This is a genomic window from Streptomyces sp. NWU339 (genome assembly GCF_003143855.1).
Lineage (GTDB): Bacteria > Actinomycetota > Actinomycetes > Streptomycetales > Streptomycetaceae > Streptomyces.
Window position 1 is genome coordinate 1 of sequence record NZ_QFRK01000041.1, and the last position, 17,078, is coordinate 17,078.

At 68.5% G+C, this 17,078-nt stretch carries 21 protein-coding genes and 3 pseudogenes; 11 read left to right on the top strand and 13 right to left on the bottom strand.

The genetic code is table 11. The annotated features are described in order from the left end of the window. On the bottom strand, positions 1–308 hold a 308-nt coding region (locus DIZ27_RS33080), incomplete at its 3' end, for a helix-turn-helix domain-containing protein (RefSeq protein WP_146229037.1). Positions 309–369: 61 nt separating this feature from the next. Continuing rightward, positions 370–657: pseudogene (locus DIZ27_RS47670) on the bottom strand (IS982 family transposase); the annotation flags it as partial. Between the two features lie 159 nt (positions 658–816). Here DIZ27_RS47670 and DIZ27_RS33090 point away from each other — a divergent pair. Beyond that, a complete protein-coding gene (locus DIZ27_RS33090) occupies positions 817–1,494 on the top strand; it encodes an alpha/beta fold hydrolase (protein WP_109382107.1) in 678 nt (225 codons plus the stop codon). A 73-nt stretch (positions 1,495–1,567) separates the two neighbouring features. Here the strand turns inward: DIZ27_RS33090 and DIZ27_RS33095 are convergent, their stop codons facing one another. Both DIZ27_RS33095 and DIZ27_RS33100 read right to left on the bottom strand, forming a co-directional pair. Next, complete coding sequence (locus DIZ27_RS33095) at positions 1,568–1,834, bottom strand: hypothetical protein (protein WP_109382108.1); 267 nt, start codon at positions 1,832–1,834, stop codon at positions 1,568–1,570. Then, on the bottom strand, positions 1,831–2,124 hold the full coding sequence (locus tag DIZ27_RS33100) for a hypothetical protein (protein WP_109382109.1): 294 nt from the start codon (positions 2,122–2,124) through the stop codon (positions 1,831–1,833). The genes DIZ27_RS33095 and DIZ27_RS33100 overlap by 4 nt, the downstream gene beginning before the upstream one ends. A 401-nt stretch (positions 2,125–2,525) precedes the next feature. Between DIZ27_RS33100 and DIZ27_RS48915 the strand changes: the two genes are divergently transcribed. The 8 genes and pseudogenes from DIZ27_RS48915 (at position 2,526) to DIZ27_RS47675 (ending at position 8,783) form a co-directional block, all read left to right on the top strand. After that, on the top strand, positions 2,526–2,978 hold the full coding sequence (locus DIZ27_RS48915) for a hypothetical protein (RefSeq protein WP_375232030.1): 453 nt from the start codon (positions 2,526–2,528) through the stop codon (positions 2,976–2,978). A 151-nt stretch (positions 2,979–3,129) separates the two neighbouring features. Next, positions 3,130–3,591: a hypothetical protein gene (locus DIZ27_RS33110; protein WP_109382111.1), complete on the top strand. Its 462-nt coding sequence runs from the start codon at positions 3,130–3,132 to the stop codon at positions 3,589–3,591. A gap of 40 nt (positions 3,592–3,631) precedes the next feature. Further along, positions 3,632–4,011, top strand: a pseudogene (locus tag DIZ27_RS33115) (site-specific integrase); the annotation flags it as partial. Between the two features lie 189 nt (positions 4,012–4,200). Then, positions 4,201–5,475 carry an amidase domain-containing protein gene (locus DIZ27_RS33120; RefSeq protein ID WP_109382112.1) on the top strand — a complete coding sequence of 425 codons (1,275 nt, stop codon included), beginning with the start codon at positions 4,201–4,203 and terminating at the stop codon, positions 5,473–5,475. A gap of 109 nt (positions 5,476–5,584) precedes the next feature. Next, positions 5,585–5,689 (top strand): annotated as a pseudogene (locus DIZ27_RS48920) (IS481 family transposase); the annotation flags it as partial. A gap of 126 nt (positions 5,690–5,815) precedes the next feature. Next, positions 5,816–6,940: a site-specific integrase gene (locus DIZ27_RS33130; protein WP_109382114.1), complete on the top strand. Its 1,125-nt coding sequence runs from the start codon at positions 5,816–5,818 to the stop codon at positions 6,938–6,940. Then, positions 6,937–7,272, top strand: coding sequence for a helix-turn-helix transcriptional regulator (locus DIZ27_RS33135; protein ID WP_109382115.1), 336 nt, complete (start codon positions 6,937–6,939; stop codon positions 7,270–7,272). The genes DIZ27_RS33130 and DIZ27_RS33135 overlap by 4 nt, the downstream gene beginning before the upstream one ends. Then, positions 7,269–8,783, top strand: a complete 1,515-nt coding sequence (locus DIZ27_RS47675; RefSeq protein WP_181383806.1) for a hypothetical protein — start codon at positions 7,269–7,271, stop codon at positions 8,781–8,783. The genes DIZ27_RS33135 and DIZ27_RS47675 overlap by 4 nt, the downstream gene beginning before the upstream one ends. 30 nt (positions 8,784–8,813) lie before the next feature. On the opposite strand, the gene DIZ27_RS33145 is transcribed toward DIZ27_RS47675, so the two are convergent. Then, positions 8,814–9,494 carry a hypothetical protein gene (locus DIZ27_RS33145; RefSeq protein ID WP_109382116.1) on the bottom strand — a complete coding sequence of 227 codons (681 nt, stop codon included), beginning with the start codon at positions 9,492–9,494 and terminating at the stop codon, positions 8,814–8,816. A 128-nt stretch (positions 9,495–9,622) separates the two neighbouring features. On the opposite strand from DIZ27_RS33145, the gene DIZ27_RS33150 reads away from it, so the two are divergent. Then, on the top strand, positions 9,623–9,958 hold the full coding sequence (locus DIZ27_RS33150; RefSeq protein WP_109382117.1) for a YnfA family protein: 336 nt from the start codon (positions 9,623–9,625) through the stop codon (positions 9,956–9,958). A gap of 22 nt (positions 9,959–9,980) precedes the next feature. Here the strand turns inward: DIZ27_RS33150 and DIZ27_RS46090 are convergent, their stop codons facing one another. Both DIZ27_RS46090 and DIZ27_RS33160 read right to left on the bottom strand, forming a co-directional pair. After that, a complete protein-coding gene (locus tag DIZ27_RS46090) occupies positions 9,981–10,262 on the bottom strand; it encodes a hypothetical protein (RefSeq protein ID WP_181383807.1) in 282 nt (93 codons plus the stop codon). Further along, entirely contained in the window at positions 10,259–11,569 is a 1,311-nt protein-coding gene (locus tag DIZ27_RS33160; protein WP_109382118.1) for a PP2C family protein-serine/threonine phosphatase, read from the bottom strand. The genes DIZ27_RS46090 and DIZ27_RS33160 overlap by 4 nt, the downstream gene beginning before the upstream one ends. A 357-nt stretch (positions 11,570–11,926) precedes the next feature. Between DIZ27_RS33160 and DIZ27_RS45290 the strand changes: the two genes are divergently transcribed. Next, positions 11,927–12,109: a hypothetical protein gene (locus tag DIZ27_RS45290; protein WP_146229038.1), complete on the top strand. Its 183-nt coding sequence runs from the start codon at positions 11,927–11,929 to the stop codon at positions 12,107–12,109. A 388-nt stretch (positions 12,110–12,497) separates the two neighbouring features. On the opposite strand, the gene DIZ27_RS46095 is transcribed toward DIZ27_RS45290, so the two are convergent. The 6 genes from DIZ27_RS46095 to DIZ27_RS33195 all read right to left on the bottom strand — a co-directional run bounded on the left by DIZ27_RS46095 (position 12,498) and on the right by DIZ27_RS33195 (position 16,296). Further along, complete coding sequence (locus tag DIZ27_RS46095; RefSeq protein ID WP_181383811.1) at positions 12,498–12,668, bottom strand: hypothetical protein; 171 nt, start codon at positions 12,666–12,668, stop codon at positions 12,498–12,500. 99 nt (positions 12,669–12,767) lie between these two features. Next, complete coding sequence (locus DIZ27_RS33170; RefSeq protein WP_109382120.1) at positions 12,768–13,121, bottom strand: hypothetical protein; 354 nt, start codon at positions 13,119–13,121, stop codon at positions 12,768–12,770. 212 nt (positions 13,122–13,333) lie between these two features. Then, entirely contained in the window at positions 13,334–13,705 is a 372-nt protein-coding gene (locus tag DIZ27_RS33175; RefSeq protein WP_109382121.1) for an STAS domain-containing protein, read from the bottom strand. A gap of 155 nt (positions 13,706–13,860) precedes the next feature. Then, the gene (locus DIZ27_RS33185) at positions 13,861–14,472 is read right to left on the bottom strand and encodes an ATP-binding protein (RefSeq protein ID WP_258308652.1); all 612 of its coding nucleotides are present in this window, start codon (positions 14,470–14,472) and stop codon (positions 13,861–13,863) included. An 89-nt stretch (positions 14,473–14,561) separates the two neighbouring features. Then, the gene (locus DIZ27_RS33190; RefSeq protein WP_109382123.1) at positions 14,562–15,539 is read right to left on the bottom strand and encodes a transposase family protein; all 978 of its coding nucleotides are present in this window, start codon (positions 15,537–15,539) and stop codon (positions 14,562–14,564) included. A gap of 79 nt (positions 15,540–15,618) precedes the next feature. Further along, a complete protein-coding gene (locus tag DIZ27_RS33195) occupies positions 15,619–16,296 on the bottom strand; it encodes an alpha/beta fold hydrolase (RefSeq protein WP_109382124.1) in 678 nt (225 codons plus the stop codon). Positions 16,297–17,078: the final 782 nt, after the last annotated feature.

Sequence of the window (17,078 nt, forward strand, 5' to 3'; positions counted from 1 at the left end):
GCCCACCGCTGGTCCTCCGTCCAGCCGTGCGCGGCGGGCCCCCGCTCCAGGTACGTCTGCAGCCAGGCCCGCCACTCGGGCCTGATCCGACTCGGCCGGCCGCTGGGCCCCTTGGACCGCAGCGCCTCGGTGCCGCCGGAGGCCCACCGCCGGTGCCAGGCGCAGGCCGACTTCCGCGAGATGCGCAGCCGCTCGGCCACCTCCGGCGGCCGGATTCCCTGCTCGAACATCTTGGCGGCCTCGAACCGCACCCGCTCCCGCCGGGCCCGCTCGGCCGACGTCTGGCCGCCACTGTCGGGATACCTCATGCCACCGGCCTACACCCGTCAGAGACAACCGGCACCCTGAACCGAAAGCCTCAGGTGTGACCTGCTGGATCAGTCCGGCGGCCTTGCGCAGCCGCTTGTTGTACCCGGGCTGCTTCGGCAGGTAGGGGAACAGGTGCCGCAGATGGGCGCGTGCGTGGCGGATCCACCGGGCCTCGGAGGTGAAGCCCAGCAGCGCCTGCATGACCGAGAGCGTGACCAGTTCGGCATCACTCAGCCGCGGCGCGATGCCGACCTCCGGGCGGTACGGGGCCAGCTGCGGCGATGTCTTCAGCAGGTCGTCAGTCTTCACGTAGAGTGCGGTCGCGAGGGTGTCCAGATTGTTCGTCACACAATGATCATGGATGCCCTCGCCTCATCACCGCGTGGAACAATTCCTCCCGGGTGCGGGAACAACTCCGGCCCGGCGGTGGAGCGTTCGCTCGCCGTACCTCGACGGGCAGCGCGACGGCGTTGAGACACCGTGTCCGCTACCGAGAGGGCGCTGACGATGGCTACATATGTGCTGATTCCCGGTGCCGCGTCCGGCCCGTGGTACTGGCAGCTGCTGGAGGCCGAGTTGCGTGGGCGGGGCCATGACGTGGTGGCGGTGGACCTGCCGTGCGACGACGACTCGGCCGGGCTGGCCGAGTACGCCGACACCGTGGTCGACGCCATCGGTGATCGCGCCGGCCTGATCCTGGTGGCCCATTCCTTCGGCGGGTTCACCGCCCCCCTGGTGTGTGACCGCGTGCCAGTGGACCTGCTGGTGATGCTGCAGGCGCAGATCCCGGCACCGGGCGAGAGTCCGGGCCAGTGGTGGGCCAACACCGGCTACGAGCAGGCCAGGCGCGAACAAGACGAACGCGACGGCAGGGACCCTGACGACGACACCGCCCTGTTCCACCACGACACCCCGCCGGCACTGGTCGCCGAGGCCAAGAAGCACACGCGCACGCAGTCGGCCACTCCGTTCATGAAGCCATGGCCACTGGCCGCGTGGCCAGATGTGCCCACGAAGTTCCTCCTGTCCCGGGACGACCGCTTCTTCCCCGCCGAGTACATGCGCCGGATCGTGCGGGAACGCCTCGGCATCACACCCGACGAACTGCCCGGTGACCACTGCCCCATGCTCGGCCACCCCACAGAACTGGCCGACCACCTGGAGGCATACCGAACCGGGGCGTAACAGCCGCCCGGCTCCACGCTCGCCTTCCACGTCAGCGCCGAGCCACCGCACACCACCTCTTGGAATAGATCATCTAGGGCCCCGCGATCAGCCAGAGGATGAGGACGGCGTCCAGATCTTCGCTGTAGCGGTAGACGACGCTGATGCCGCGCCCGCCGGTCTGCTCAGGCAGCAGCTCGACTACGCGGGACTCACTGCGCGCGTCGGCGTCCGGCAGGCCCCGGCCCTGCCGGGGGTCGTCTTCGAGCGCGCGGCGAACGCTCTCGACGGCGGCCCGCTCGGGCGGGCTCAGTTCGGTGAGGATCTTCTCGGCGGGGTCGCTGAAGAAGGCGTGGGTCACCGGGCGGCCTCGGCCAGCTTGCGGCGCAGCTCGGCCTCGACATCCCCGGTGGACCGGGCGAGTGCGGCCATGGCGCCGGGGTTGTAACGCATCAGGATGCGGTGCCGGTAGGCCTGAGTGATCTCGCGGACCCTGGTCAGGTCGTCCAGCTCGATCGCGTCGAGTTCCGCCTCGAACTTCTGCCGGTCACCGGGGAAGCCCCACGTCGACAACGCCTCACGCAGCTCGGCGAGCGTCCGCATCGGCGGGGCGAACTGGCCGATATCGGAGTGTTCGGGCTGTGCAGTCACGGTGACCTCCTCATGGTCGCTGCGTACGACGCTACCCGGGAGCGGCGCGTCATGGGGAGAGGCCCCCGACGACGGCAGCATCGGCCGGACCCGAGCGCGCCGCCGGGGACGGCCCAGTCTTTCTCATGCTGAACTGGCCTCCCCGTCCCGGGGCGCCGGGCGGGCCTGGGCGGCTGCAGCCGACGGGCGTCGCCACTGCCAACTGTCGTGAGCCTACCTGTACTCGCGACACTCCGGGCACCGGCACCAGCAGGGCGGCAAGGGTTCGTGTGACTCCGACCGATAGTTGGCCCTCTCGATCCGTAGTGGGCCATCGCCCCGTTTCGACTGCCCAAGACAGGCCCAGGTGCCTGTCGGAGGCTCAGCCGCTCGTCCTCCCCGCCGGGGAGACAGGGGAGATCGTGCACCGAAGCCCGGACGCCACCGTCGGATACCTCGGCGACCCGCAGAAGACCGCCGAAGCCTTCCGCGGCGGCTGGTTCCACTCGGGCGACCTCGGCTACTTCGACGAGGACAGCTACCTGTGGGTGGTCGACCGCAAGGTGGAAGAAGCCCTCCACGCGATGGACGGCGTCGCGGAGGCCGCCGTCATCGGCGTCCCGCATCTTTGGTGGATCGAGGCGGTGACCGCGGTCGTGGTCAGCGACCCGGACGCCGAACTCAGCGCACGGCAGGTGACCGAGCACTGCCTCCAGGCGCTGGCTGGCTTCAAGGCTCCCAAGTACGTCGTGTTCGCCGACTCGCTGCCCAAGAACCCGAGCGGAAAGATCCTCAAGCGGGAACTGCGGGAGCGGTACGCCGAAATTGCCGACGAAACCGACCCCCCGGACGCCGCCGGGACCCCGACCACCTGAGGAAACCGACGAGCACCCCCTGCTCGGCGCCGCGAGGACCACGGCGCCGAGCAGGACCTCGCACCGACGCCCCACCCGGGCCCACAGCCCCACCCGAACACCGGAGTACGATTCCCGTTCGATCGGCCGAACGGCTTTGGGGAGATGGAACTTGAGCACCCAACTGAGGGGAACTGCAACGCAGTTGGCCGACCAGCTCTGGCGCCGGCACACCGTGTACCGGGACCGGGAAGGGGGGGTGGTCATCCGGGGCGAGCACGTGCAGCGCTGGATCAGTCTCGCCCCCTCGGGCCGCACGGACGAAATCCTGCTCCGCGCGGGCCGCATCCTCGACGGCGGCACCACCGCTCCGGCACGTTCGGAGACCTTCGTACCGCTGCACGCGGGCACCGCCGAACTCGCCACCGCATGCCGCCGCCTGCTCGCCGAGACCGCCGCCGACGCCGCACCGCCCCGCCCGACGGAACCCGGCCCCACCGGACGCCCCGAGAAGCGGAAACGGTCCGGACGGAAAGAGAGACGGACGAGCCTCGCCTCCTGGACGATCCTCGTCTGCGTGGCCGGCGTGGTCGCACTGTACGTCTACAGCGCCGCGGCGACAGGCGCACTCTGAAGCAAGCCCCGCCCGCCCGCGATGCCCCCCACCCACCGTTGTGCAGCTGCCGGCCGTGAAGGCATTGACCGTCCGCGCGGCGGCGGACGTGTTCCTCGACCTGCTTGGCAACCCGCACACGGTCCGCAACTACGGGATCGGGGTCGGCAAGACCACCGAACGGATTGGCGAGGCTTTGGAACTGCTGTGGGGCACCGCAGCGGTCAACACGTGGAACTCCCGCCAGGCGGGGTGCTGTCCTGGCTCAGCTGGTGCCGGGAGCGCGGCTACGAGGGGCCGATGGCCCCGGCCTGGGCGAAGCGGCTGGCGGTGCCGGACTCCGTGACCCCGGCCCGCTCGAAAATGGCGATCGACCGGCTGGTCGCCCGCCGCGACGTCCACCTGTGGGAGAAGACGCTGTGGCGGATGCTGAGGGGGACGGCGTTGTTCCGGGTCGCCCGATCCGTCCGAACTCATCACTTGACATAGCAGCTTGTCACAAAGAAACCACACTGATGTGGACCTGTCATCTAGGGTGTGGCCATCCGAGGCGTAGGGGTAATTCCTGCGCAGTACGCGGCGGCCAACCGCGAACGATGCCTGACCGCCGATCGATCCATAGGGGGGCACATGAGACCGAGAACGCAGCGCGCCGGTTTTGTGACGGCGGTGGTGATAGCGCTCACGGCCGGGACAGCGCCGGCCGGCATGGCCGACGCACCGTCAAACGACCCGCCCAACGGGCAGAAGTTCCGTGTCCTGAAACTGGTCAAGGAGTACTTCACCACCCGGGACAAGGGCTGGATGTCTCCGCAGACAAGCCTGCTCACACGGGGGCAGCTCAGTGACGGCAGTGTCGGCGCGCAGCCGCTGCGCGTCGCACGGTCAGTGGCGCAGCTGGCCGACGAGGTGGAGGAGGAGCGAGGGCTGCGCGCGGAGAAGGTGCTCACTGGGTTCGCCGAGAAGAACCCCGTGCAGATCCGCGGTCACAAGGCCAGCGTCACCGTGACCACCGGAACAATGCTCGCCTGGAACGACAAGACTCTCGGCGAGTCGCAGCTGGGTGACACTTACGAGGTGACGCTGGAACGCGAGAAGCAGACCTGGCGGATCGTCGGCGTGGCCTACCAGCCGGTGCCGAGCACCGAGGGGAACGAGGGCCCCGACAAGCCTGACGAAGCAACTTCCGTACCCACCCCCGGGACCGCTCAGGAAGTCGCTTCAGAGGTCCTGCGGGAGGAACCGCACGCCACGGGCACCTACGACCGGGCCGCGGCCGCCCGTTACGCTTCCTACTGGGCGGACGAATGGCGCTGGTCGTCTGCACTCAATGAGTACGTGTACACGGGTGGCAACTACAACCCGGACTACGAGAAGTACGACAACGACTGCGCCAACTTCGTCTCACAGGCGCTGCACGCGGGAGGATGGCCCAAGAAGAGCGGCAGCGGCCTCTTCCAGGATCCCTCCGACCCCGCTGTATGGAGCGACAACGTCAGCGGCATTCGTGGCCCGGCCTGGAACTGGACCAAGGCCGCCTCGCTCCGCAACTACGCCGCCGACCCGGTCCGTGGCGAGGCGTGGAAGTCCGGCACCGGCGCTGAGACCGAAGATATCTGGAGGCTCCGGCCCGGTGATGTGCTCTTCACCGACTGGGATCCCAATGGTGTCCACGACGGCAGCATCGACCACGCCATGTTCATCAGCGGCACCTACACCGAGCTCGGCTTCACCGAGCCGACGTACTCCCAGCACAGCCCGCATCGCCGGAACGTCCCGCTGAGTATCGGAATCAAGATCGCCACCTCAGAGCCGCCGCCGACCGATCCCGGTGACGGCATGGGCGGCCAGGGTCGCAAGGTGATCTGGCACCCCGTCCACATCAAGGACATCTTCACCGGCTAGGTGTGCTGTCCCGGGACGTTGGTGACACGCGTGCTGGGTGTTGAACAGTGAGGGCCTTCTGGGTTTGGTGTGTATTGCGACATCTACCACCGAAGCCCCGGAGGCCCTCGTGTCCCACGATCATGCCCTGCTGACTCCGGCTGAACGACTGCGTCTTGCCCGGTGCGTTGACGAGGACGGATGGCCGGCGGTGACCGCCCGGTGGCGACGGCAGCGACGGGCGTGATGATGGCGCCAGTCGGTGTCACTCGTCCGGCTGACTGACCTGCGGTTTGCCCGCCGACTCGCATCAGATGCGGTTTTCTCGCATACGACGCGAGTGCCGGAGGGTGGTGGACCGGTGGGGTTCAACGGGTCGATCCCAGGTGCGGCACGGCTGCACCTGGTGGACGGAGTCGCACTGCTGCGGCCGGAGGAGCAGGTCTTCACCGCGATGCTGACCGGGTTCGCCAACCAGCAGCTCGCGCGGAATCTGGCCCGGACGGCGGTGGAGGGCCGGGAGAACACGGTCAAGGCGTTCGCCGCCTACGTGAACACCTACCCGTGGCGCTGGACGCCGGCGATGGTCGACGAGTGGCTCGGTGACCTGCGCTCGCTGAGGGATCTGCGCCGTTCCACGATCCGGTCTTACTCGGAGGCGGTCCGGGCGTTCTGCCACTTCGTCACCGACCCGCTCTACGACTGGGCGGCCACGTGTGAGGAGCGGTTCGGCACCCACCCGGTCCAGGTCGTGCATGAGTGGAACACCGCGGTGCACGTCCAGGACAACGAGGCCGACGCGAAGAAGCGGGCGTTCACCAAGGCCGAGCTGCACGCGTTCTTCGAGCACTGCGACGACGAGGTCGCCCGGATCAGGGCCTTCGGCCGCAAGGGCTGGCTGCCGGCGTTCCGTGACGCCACCCTGTTCAAGACCGCTTACGCCTACGGGCTGCGGCGCAACGAGACGCGGATGCTTGACGCCGCCGACTTCGGCCGCAACCCGCACGGCGCCGAGTACGGGGAGTTCGGTCGCTGCCAGGTCCGGTTCGGCAAGGCCAAGAAGGGCTCACCGCCCAAGCGCCGTGGCGTGCTGACCGTGTTCGGCTGGACCCCTGACGTCCTGGACGAGTGGTTCACCGAGGTCCGCCCGCTGCTGGGCACTGACGGCAACCCGGCAGCCTGGCCGTCCGAACGCGGGATGCGGATTGGCTGCCAGCGCATCAACTCCCGCTTCATCACCTACCGCAAGGCCCTGGGCCTGGACGACGGGCTGGACTACCACTCCTTCCGAAGGTCCTACGTCACCCACCTCATCGAGGACGGCTGGGATCCCCGCTTCGTCCAGGAACAGGTCGGTCACGAGCACGCCAGCACCACGTCCATCTACACCTGTGTCTCCTCGGACTTCCGCACTCGCACCCTGCGTCGGCACCTGGACACCACCGTCGCCGCCGCCCTCCAGGCCCAGAACGGGAAGCAGGCATGAAGCGCAAGGTCGGCTACACCTGGCGGTTGCGTGAGGTGATGGCCCAGCACCGCATCTTCACCGCGACCGAGCTGGTCCCGCTGCTGCGCGAACGCGGCATCGACCTGTCCGCCTCCCAGGTCCACCGTCTGGTCTCCGGAACCCCGGAACGGCTGTCGCTGCAGGTTCTGTCCGCGCTCTGCGACATCCTCTCGTGCACCCCGGCCGACTTGGTGACCACCACCGCCGAGAACGCCGGTGTCCGCAAGACCGCCACCGGCAACCTGCCCGCCCCACCCGCGAACGTCGCGAAGCTCCGGCCTCGCGCGGCCCGCATCCTGCCCGACGCATGAGCCGCCCCTACGCCACCGACGAACAATACGAACGCTGGTTCATGGCCGAGTGCTGCCGTTGCGGCCAGCGCAGACACAAGGCCGGCACCTGGCCGGACGGATACGTCTGCCGGACCTGCTCGGACCGCGCGGTGCGAATGCGAGGCACCTGCGCAGGATGCGCCCAGGACCGTGCCCTCCCTGGGCGTCACCCCGTCGACGGCTCCGCGATCTGCACGACCTGCGCCGGCTTCTCCCAGACCTTCGACTGCTCGCGCTGCGGCTTCGAGGGCAAACTGCTGGGCGGCCGGCTCTGCGAGCGGTGCACGCTCCCTGACCGGCTGACCGCCCTCCTGGACGACGGCACCGGCCGCGTCCGGCCCGCGCTGACGCCCTTGTTCAACCTGCTGGTGGGGATGGACGAGCCCAGGAGCGGCCTGGCCTGGCTGGCGATGCGCCGCGGCCAGCCGGCAAACGCCTCCCAGATGTTGCGGCGACTCGGTATCGGACAGCTACCTCTGACCCACGACGCCTTCCACGAACTCCAACCCTGGCGGGCAGCGGCTCATCTGGAAGAGCTCCTGATGGCCAGCGGAGTCCTGCCCGCCGTCGACAAGTACATCTGCTCCTTCCAGCGATGGCTGCCCGGCCACCTGGCCGACATCGCCGATCCCGAACACGTCAAGACGATCAAGCTCTTCTCGACCTGGCACGTCCTTCCCCACCTACGGGAACGATCCGATCGGAGCCGGATCACGCCGAGCGTCCGCCGCTTCGCAGCCGAGCAGATCAAGTACGCGACCACCTTCCTGCGATGGCTCAGCGCCCGGGACAGATCCCTCTCATCCTGCAGCCAGCTCGACATCGACGCCTGGTTCGCGGAGAACACCGAACACGGCCGCACCTGCCTGAGGGCCTTCCTCAACTGGGCTAGCCAGAGCCGTCGTTGTCCACACTCCCTGTCCATCCCCGCTATGAAGATCTCCCGGCGACCCGCGCTGAGCGAGGCCCAGCGGCTGGCGGCTCTCGGCCGACTGCTGACCGACACAGACACACCGATGCGCCTCCGCGTCGCCGGCATCATCGTCCTTCTCTATGCGCAACCCCTGACCCGGATCGTCCAGCTGACGATCGACGACGTGCTCCACGACGGGAAGACCACGCTTCTGCGGCTCGGGGAGCCGGCCTCGCCCGTCCCCGCGCCAGTGGCAGCCCTGCTGCTGGCATACATCGCGGACCGCGACAACATGAACACCGCCACCAACCAGGCATCGAGCTGGCTCTTCCCCGGCCGCCGGGCCAGCCGGCCGGCCCGTCCCGACCACATGTCCGCACTCCTGGGCGAGATCGGTGTCCCCGTCGCAGCCGCCCGCGGCGCCGCCATCCGGCAACAGCTCCTCGAACTTCCCGCCCCCGTCGTCGCGGACGCCCTCGGTTACCACGACAAGACCACCAGCCGCCTCCTCAGAGAGACCGGCGGGACCTGGAGCCGATACGCCGCAGGCGACCACCTACGGTCACCATCCGGCTGAACTCCCCATCGACTCACCGACGGTTGAAGCTCAGATCACGTCCCGGACCGGTTGCGGGTAGCCGATCTCGGCGATGTCCTCGGCCAGGTCTACGACGGTGACCTCCGAGTTCAGCGATGAAACGAGCTTCTGGCTCAGCGGTCGCAAGGCATACACATCGCGCACCGCTTCCAGGTCCACGGGAACCTCGTAGTAGTCCTCGGCGAAGCGCTGGAACGCTTCCGGCGAGCGGTCGACCAAGAGCTCGAACAGCCCCGTTGCCCCGTCCGGGTCGGAACACCCGGCGGGGAAGTCGATCACGCCGTGCCGCCACCGATCATCCGTCGCCTCCCGCCACAGGCAGGCCGTCACGACGGGGACGTCGTCCTCGTCGGTGAACGCCGGCTCTTCGACGAAGGGCTTGAAGACCTCCGGAACCTCGTCGATCACTCCCGGCCAGGGCTCGCCATCGTTGCCATACGGGCTCATCGGTGCTTCGTGGTCGAAGCCCCGGACATAGGCCCCGGCCGCCGAGAACACAATGGAGTACTCATCCCCCGACCCGTTGCGCATCGACGCCATCTCCTCGCCATCGGCCCAGCCGGCGTCGAAGGAGTAGTACCGGCCTTCCCAGTCCGGGCTCAAGATCGCATCGAGCATCGCCAGTGAGCGGCACAGGTTCCGCAGGTCAGCGATGGAAGGGAGCCGACGAGCTACGTCATAGACAGTCACGTGCTCATCCAACCGGATGCCTCTGACACCCAGAATCCCCCCAAGGCTGTCACGCTCAGTAGCGGTTCCGGAGTCAGCTGGGTCAACTCGCGACAGTTGAATACGCGAGCCCACCAGTACCACGGCCGATGACCATCGCTCGCTCCGTTGCCCTGTTCGTCGTCGCCGCCCTCTTTGAGATCGGCGGTGCCTGGCTGGTCTGGCAGGGCATCCGCGAGCACAAGGGGTGGGTGTGGATCGGCGCCGGCGTCATCGCCCTCGGCTTGTACGGGGTGGTGGCGACCTTCCAGGCCGACGAGAATTTCGGGCGCATCCTCGCCGCGTACGGCGGGATCTTCGTCGCCGGGTCGATCGCCTGGGGCATGGTCGCCGACGGCTACCGGCCCGACCGCTGGGACATCATCGGCGCCCTGGTGTGCCTCGCCGGTATGGCCGTGATCATGTACGCCCCCCGCAGCCACTAACGGCTGGCCGCAGGCGCACGCTTCATACGGACACACCAGGAAGGCTCAGACCGTGGCAGCCGAGCACGGGCTGGCCCAGACCCAGCGGCGGCACTGGCAGGACACGCACGCCGCCCACCCGGGCATGTACGGCGAGAAGCCGTCCGATCCCGCGGTTCACGCCGCCTCGGCTTTCAGGGCCGACATGGCCAAGAAAGTGCTGGAGCTGGCCGCCGGGCACGGTCGCGACGCCCTCTTCTTCGCCCGCGCGGGTCTTTACAGTCCAGGCCACCGAGGCGTCCGGCAGCGGCTCGCTCGGGGTCACGTGAGGCGCTGTGGCTTGGTGGGGGTTCGTGCGACGAGGAGGGCGATGTCGTCGGCGTGGTCGGTGGCCATACCGGCGAGGAGCTCGTCGCAGAAGGTGTCGAGGTCTTCGCGGGCGAGGGCGGCGGCGTGTTGTCGTAGCCGGGTCATGCCGTGGGTGAGGTCTTCGCCACGGCGTTCGATGAGGCCGTCGGTGTACATGAGCAGGGTGGAACGGGCGGGCAGCGTTTCGGTGGCGTGGTGGCGCGGGAGGCTGGAATCGACCCCGAGCAGAAGGCCGCGGCCGCCTTTGAGGTACTGAGTGTCGCCTTCGTGGGTGACCAGCAGGGGTGGTGGGTGGCCGGCGCTGGAGTAGGTGAGCGTCCAGCCACCGTCGTCGTCCTGGTCGAGGAGGGCGTACAGGCACGTTGCTGTGGCCTGCGGATAGAGGATGCCGTGTGCGAGGTCGAGGCGGCGCAGGATGTGCCCGGGGGGCTCTTGGCGGTCGCAGCCGATGCCACGCAGCATGTTGCGCAGCTGGCTCATGGTGATGGCGGCGCGCAGGTCGTGGCCGGTGACGTCGCCCATGATCATGGTGGTGCTTCCGTTGGGCAAGGGGAAGCTGTCGTACCAGTCGCCCCCCACTTCGGCGGTGGCGGCGGCGGGTGCGTAGCGGGCGGCCATCTGCAATGGGCCGGTTTTGGGAAGGGTGGGCAAAAGGGAGCGCTGGAGGCGTTCGGCGATGTGCTGGGTCTCGCGGTGCAGCCGGGCGTTGTCCACGCCCAGAGCGATGCGGTGGGTCAGGTCCTCCACCATGGCGAGATCGTCGTCTGTGAGGGGGGCGCGGTCGGCGGAGCGGGCGATGGTCAGGGCACCGAGGACTTGCCGGCGGGCGCGTACGGGGGCGACCACAGCGGTGTGGGTGCCGAGCTGGTCGAACAACTCGAGCTGGCGAGCGTGCAGCGGATCCGCGGCCTTGTCGGGGCTGGGGATGTCGCCTGCGGTCAGCAGCAGGGGCCCGGCACCGATGAGCGCGCGTGCGAGCGGCCCGACCGGATCTTCCGGGATGTCGGGCAGCAGCCCGGTCAGCCCGCCGACCGGCAATATATCGGGATCACGGTGCACGACGCTGACCCTGCGGGGGCGGCCCTCGTCGTCGAGGAGGTCGACCGCGCACCAGTCGGCCAGCTGTGGCACCAGGATCCGGCACACCCGTCGCACCGCGGCATAGGAATCGAGCGTGCTGGTCATGGCGGTGGTGGTCTCCGCCAAGAGAGTCAACCGGTCCAGCGCCCGCTGGACCACCTGGTCCACCTCGAAATCGTCCATACCCTCTCCTTCCCACATGGCCCACGAAGGAGCACCGGATACGGCACGCCTGCCCCTCAAAGCGCCTGACAGCTCACACGTGGTGGCTGTGTCACTTTCCGTGGATGTCGTTTCGACGTGAGTTCGGGAGTTACTCCGGCCGCTCATGCATGATCAATGTCAGCGAGAAGTGATGTCGCTTGGAGGGTTCGGGGGCCTGGGTAAGCGGCGTGGCATGCTGCGCATGACCGTCGGCAGGGATAGACACAAGAGATGGGTGATCACGGGGCTGGTCGAGGTGTAGCCGCGCAGGACTGGTTCGCGGGTGCTCGCGTCCGCATCCTCGGAGCGCATCGGTCCTTCTCGATGGAGCCCCTCGTGCTCAGGGCCTTCCAGTTCGGTGAGGAGTTGGAGATGGTGCAGTGGGGCCGGTCGGGACAGCGGGTCGGCACGGGCATGTGGTGGACGAGTCAGGATCTCGACGCAGCGCACTCCATCCCTGCGCAGAAGGTGGAGGTCCTGGAAGTGCTCGAGGGACAGCTGCCGGAGCCGGACGGGTAGGTGTGGAGGCGCCTTGGGGTGACGCGCCGACACTACTGTTGAGCAGCACTTCATCCGCCGGACGGGCAGTGTTGACCCCGCCCGGCACGTGCACACCCGTCCTTCCCCCGAGCAACCGCATCACCAATGCCCGAAATCAGACGCTGTGAATAGTTGCGCAAAGGCTGCCGACGGCGTACCCACACGCCGGCCAGCCCCATCCCTGGCCCCGCCCCGTCCCCGATCGCCTGCGAGCCGGCCGGAGCAGGGTTGGCTGTGCGCGGGGGAGGACAGGCAACGGGGGGATGTGCCTGCCCGCCCCCGCACGAGACGCGCTCACGGGGGAAAGCGGGCCTCACGGGGTCGACCTCGCGACCCACTTGCTACAGCGCACCGTTAGTCTCGGGTGTCACACCCCCGGGGGATGCGGCTGGTCCAGCGGGTGGCTGCCCAGCAGCTGGGCCGCCTGCTGCTGCGCCTGCTCGGCAGCCGCCTGGGCGTCTGCCACGACGTCTCCACGCTCGCGCACCAGGTCCTCGTAGATCGGTGGGTTGTCCCCCTCGTTCAAGCTGCCTGTCACCGTGCTGGCCTTGCCATGTCGGGCACTTTGTGCCGTAGTGGTTCCGGCACGGCGCTCGGCTGTCACGAGGCCCCACAGAAGCACCACGTTCACGTCACATCAGGCTCGGTTGATCCGCGCGGCAATGCCGTGACCGATCAGCAGATAAATGACCGCCGGAAGTCCGTAATTGAGGACGATGCGTAGCCCCTCTGTGTCCATGGTGAAAATATCCTGCGCCCAGCCGGACAGCCAGTCCGCCGCTCCGTGCACGAATTCGACGAAGGGGTTCGCCTGGTTGGCGTCGAGCAGGTAGAGCACGATCCACAACCCCAGCAGACCGGCCGCGATGTCGGCGATCGTGCAGATGGTGAGGGCCGTTCGGCGTGCGGCGGCCTGGTTGCGGGCGGAGTGGTCGGGCGCTGGCGGCTGGTCGTAGCTCTGGTATCCGGAAGCCGGGCCGGTGTTGTTCATGGGGAATCCGCTCTGACGGGTTTGCTGCCTCCCTCTACAGCGCCCGGTATTCGCCGCCGCGTTACACCCGGCACCTGGAACACGACAATGTCGCGGCCTATTCGGTCACGTACGCAAAAGGTCACCCTGCGGGGTACATTCCGGGCACCGGAGAGCGATGTCTACTTGACGCTGATCAGCAGGCGGGCGGATCGTGGCCATCTGCCGCCGCTTTAAAGGCTGATTGCCTCACGCAGGGTGGAACGGCAGTCGATGACGTCGTCAATGCCGACGATCTGCAGGGTGCGCAGCACGGATTCGGACGGACCGGCCAGGCGCAGCCATCCTCCTGCTGCGGTGACGGCTTGGTGGGCGGTGATGAGGATGTTGATGCCGGTGGAGTCCAGGAAGGTCACCTGCCGCAGGTAGATGACGAAGCGGGGGCGGTAGGCGTCGGAGAAGTCCAGGGCCTGTCTGAGCTGGTCGCCGGCGTGGTGGTCGATCTCTCCGGCCAGGGTCAGTACGCGGATGCCGTCGGTGGCGGTGGACACCACCGACAGCCCGGCGGGCCGCGGTGTGTGCTCAGCTCGTTCGGTGTCCGCCATGTGTCCCTCTGCCGTGTCGGTGATTCTGGTACGCCAAGCTTTCGCCCGGAGTGCTGCTCTGCACGCCACGGGGCATGCCCTTGTGTGGTGGAGCCGACAGAGGGGCGCCGGGCCGGCACCGGGCACACGCCGCGGTGCCCTGCGTCTGCTCGCTGCTACAGCCGAACGTCGCCCGCGTCCGCGCCCCTTTCCCGGTCCTGGGCGGCCGGGCCGGCCTCGCCGCCGAGGCGAGCGTGTGCGCCATGCTCCTGCAGACCGTGAGCCGCGGAGACAACCTCGCCCTCCAAGGCCCGCTCCGTCACTGGTCCGGGGAACTGCGCCGCTGATCTGCTGGGCGGGGCAGCGTCTCGCTCCACGTTCGCGGTGAGGCGCAGATGGGCGGTGATCTGCTTTCCCGGGGGGCGGGATGCGAGGACGACTCTGTCGCTGACCGTGTGTACCAGGTGCAGTCCGTGACCGCCGACGCGGTGCCGGTCGCCTTGGTTCACCGTCGGTTCGGCGGTGGAGGTGTCCCACACGGTGATCGCCAGTTCGCGGTCACACAACTGCAGGATCAGCCCGCACGGGCCGGGAGCATGCCGGATGGCGTTCGTGACGAGCTCGCTGACGACGAGTTCCGCGTCCAGGGCCGGCAAGGCGGGCACGGGCGGGCGGCCGCTCAGCGGGACGCGGCCGAGAAAGGCGCGCAGAACGCGGCGCGCGTCAGCGGCGCGGGCCACGCCGCTGTCCCAGGCCACGCCGGAACGCAGCGTGGCGTGCTCACCCATGCCCTGCTCGTCTGCCGCCTGATGCCTAACGACGTTGTCGGCTATTGATGTTGAGGCGTGATGACCTGAGAGTTCGGCTGGTGGGCGATTTAACAGGTCATCGGGCTGACGGGCACGAGTTCGGTGCTCGGTTTGCGGCGGGTGGGCCGCAGGGCGGCTCGGTCGGAGACCAGGCCGGCGACGGCTCGGTGCGTGGCCGGGTAGTGCTCGCGGCGGCCGAGGAAGCGCTGAAGCGGGCGCCACTGCTTGTGCTCGGCGTTGGCGTGTTCGACGCAGATCCGCGCCGAGGACTGGCGGCGCCGTTGCTCACGCCAGGCGTACCGGTCACCGAGCGGGACGTCTTCCCTTGGCTTCTTCGGCGGCGCACTGACCTGTTCGGGGAACTCGTTCGCCAGACCCCGGTAGCCCTCATCCACCTCGGCTCTCACGTCTGGGTGGAGGCGGAACTGCTCGGCGATGCCCTCGGTGCGCATCGCAGTCTGATCGTGCATTCTTCCGGGCCGGTCGGCCCCGGACCACAGGGTGCGGCTTTGGCCATCGCTGATCGTGGTGGTCTTCATGGTGTTCTGCTTCTTTTTGCCGGAGACGAACGCGCAGCGGCCCGGGCGGTGGGCCTTCGGGCGGCGGACCTGGGTCTCGGTCCCGTCGATCCGCAAGGTCACCCCCTCCGCATCGGCGTAGGCGAACACGTCGGCCAATGTCCGCAGGCGCAGTCCGGGCTGGTTGGGGACGGCGAAGCCGCGGTCGGCGAGCAGCGGGCGGATCTCGCCGATGGCCTCGGTGACGGTGGAGCGGCCGACCCCGTACAGCTCGGCGAGCGCGGCGTGCGGAAGCTGAGTGCGCAAGTGGACCAGTGCGACCAGCACTCGGTCGGTGAACACCAGCTCGTGCTTGCGGCCCGCCCCGGCGGCACGGTGACGCTTCCCTCCCCGCCGCTGATGCAATGTCGATTCCCGTCGGGCCTGCCACGGCCCGGCCAACTCCTCGATCAAACCGCCGAGATGGGCACGCGAAACGCCTGTGAAGACAGGATGGGACAAGGCCGCACGGGCCCACTTCTTGGTCACACTCGAAGAACCCGTGCGACCGTCCACACGACACGGCCTGTGACCGTGCTCATGGTTGGCGGGCAGGACGGAAGTTCTCCTACAGGAACGCCGAAACCGCCTCGGTGAACGCCTCCGGCGCTGCGTGGTGGATCAGGTGTCCAACCGGGATGGTGACCACTCGCCCGCCGGGGATGCGGCGGGCCAGCTCGGCGACGCCGTCCTGGGGAACATGGCTGTGTGGGCCGCCTGCGAGCACGAGGGTCTTGGCGGTGATCTGGCTGAGTCGCTCCAGCCATCTGGGGTCAGGCACATCGATCTGCCGCCTGACGGCCAGCACCATCTCCCAGTCGAAGGTCAGGGCGCCGTCCGGCCTGGTCGGGGTGGTCTGCTCCCGGGGACGCGGGATTGGAACGTCCTCCAGGATGAGTCGGCTCACCCGCTGCGGATGGTGCTGTGCGAGCAGGTAGGCCACGATCCCGCCCATGGAGTGCCCGATCAGATCCACTGGGCCAAGTCCCAGTGCGTCCAGGAACCGGAGCACATCGACCTGCATGAGTTTGAGCGAGTAGTCCCCCGGCCAGTCGCTTCGGCCGTGCCCGCGAAGATCGAGGGCATACACCCGTCGACTCCGGGCGAGGGCGGGCACAACCGCCTCCCAGTCGGTGGCATCCTCGCCCAGCGCGTGCAACAGGACGAGCGGCGGAGCGTCCGGCGGACCCGAGATCTGATAGGCCAGCCGGACCCCGCCAACGTCGACCGAGCGTTGCTCAACCATGTCCGGAGGATATGCGGGCGGGTCCTGTCGGAGGATCGGCGTTCACCAGCGGCCGAACCACCATCCCCAGTCAGCACCTCGGGCCTTCAGCCACACGCTTCTCGCCCCGATCTTCAATAGCCGACAACGCCGTTATCGCGTGAGGGGTGACGCTGTCTCAGTTTTGTGAGTTCTTATCCGCTGGCCGGTGGGTGGTTGGTGTGCTCGGGGCTGTGGGTCAGGGAGAGCAGGACCCGGCCTCGGCGGGGACGGGTGGGGTTTCGCCGGCTGGTGCGTTGCGGGGGCCGGCGGTGCGCCGGTTGCTGGTCCTGCGGCGGGGTGGGGAAGCTCACCGCGGGGCAGGTGCGGTCGGCGGTGGACGTGCTGGGGGTGCGGGAGCGTGCGGTGTGGCGGTGGCCGGCCGCCGTCGGACAGGACGGGGCAGCGGCCCGGGCGCCGGGGGAGCGGGCAGGGCTTGCCGGTGGTGAGCGTGAGGCCCCAAAAGCCCTGCCGTTTCGGTCCTGCGTGATGCATCAGTGCTCGCCGGTTTCTTGCGACCTCGCGGGTCGAGCCGGCAGAAACCAACGTGAGTGCAGTGTTGCTTACCGATCCATGACGTTGATCAGCCGGGTGGGGACAAGCGGGCTGCCGGCGGGATGTACTGCCGTTGTTGCTGCGCACCGGGGAGCCCGGTGCGCTTTCTCTGCCCTGGGGGTTCATGATCATGGGTATCGTCCGGAAGCCGGCCGGGAGACGGGTGCGGCGCACCCTGGCGGTGTGTGCTGTGGCAGTGGTTGTCGGGA

What these genes read in the sequence shown, in the direction of transcription:
- DIZ27_RS33090 (WP_109382107.1), top strand. Translation starts at nt 817, where the DNA reads ATGGCTACATATGTGCTGATTCCCGGTGCCGCGTCCGGCCCGTGGTAC.
- DIZ27_RS33120 (WP_109382112.1), top strand. Translation starts at nt 4,201, where the DNA reads ATGAGACCGAGAACGCAGCGCGCCGGTTTTGTGACGGCGGTGGTGATA.
- DIZ27_RS33135 (WP_109382115.1), top strand. Translation starts at nt 6,937, where the DNA reads ATGAAGCGCAAGGTCGGCTACACCTGGCGGTTGCGTGAGGTGATGGCC.
- DIZ27_RS47675 (WP_181383806.1), top strand. Translation starts at nt 7,269, where the DNA reads ATGAGCCGCCCCTACGCCACCGACGAACAATACGAACGCTGGTTCATG.
- DIZ27_RS33150 (WP_109382117.1), top strand. Translation starts at nt 9,623, where the DNA reads ATGACCATCGCTCGCTCCGTTGCCCTGTTCGTCGTCGCCGCCCTCTTT.
- DIZ27_RS33160 (WP_109382118.1), bottom strand. Translation starts at nt 11,569, where the DNA reads ATGGACGATTTCGAGGTGGACCAGGTGGTCCAGCGGGCGCTGGACCGG.
- DIZ27_RS33170 (WP_109382120.1), bottom strand. Translation starts at nt 13,121, where the DNA reads ATGAACAACACCGGCCCGGCTTCCGGATACCAGAGCTACGACCAGCCG.
- DIZ27_RS33175 (WP_109382121.1), bottom strand. Translation starts at nt 13,705, where the DNA reads ATGGCGGACACCGAACGAGCTGAGCACACACCGCGGCCCGCCGGGCTG.
- DIZ27_RS33185 (WP_258308652.1), bottom strand. Translation starts at nt 14,472, where the DNA reads ATGGGTGAGCACGCCACGCTGCGTTCCGGCGTGGCCTGGGACAGCGGC.
- DIZ27_RS33195 (WP_109382124.1), bottom strand. Translation starts at nt 16,296, where the DNA reads ATGGTTGAGCAACGCTCGGTCGACGTTGGCGGGGTCCGGCTGGCCTAT.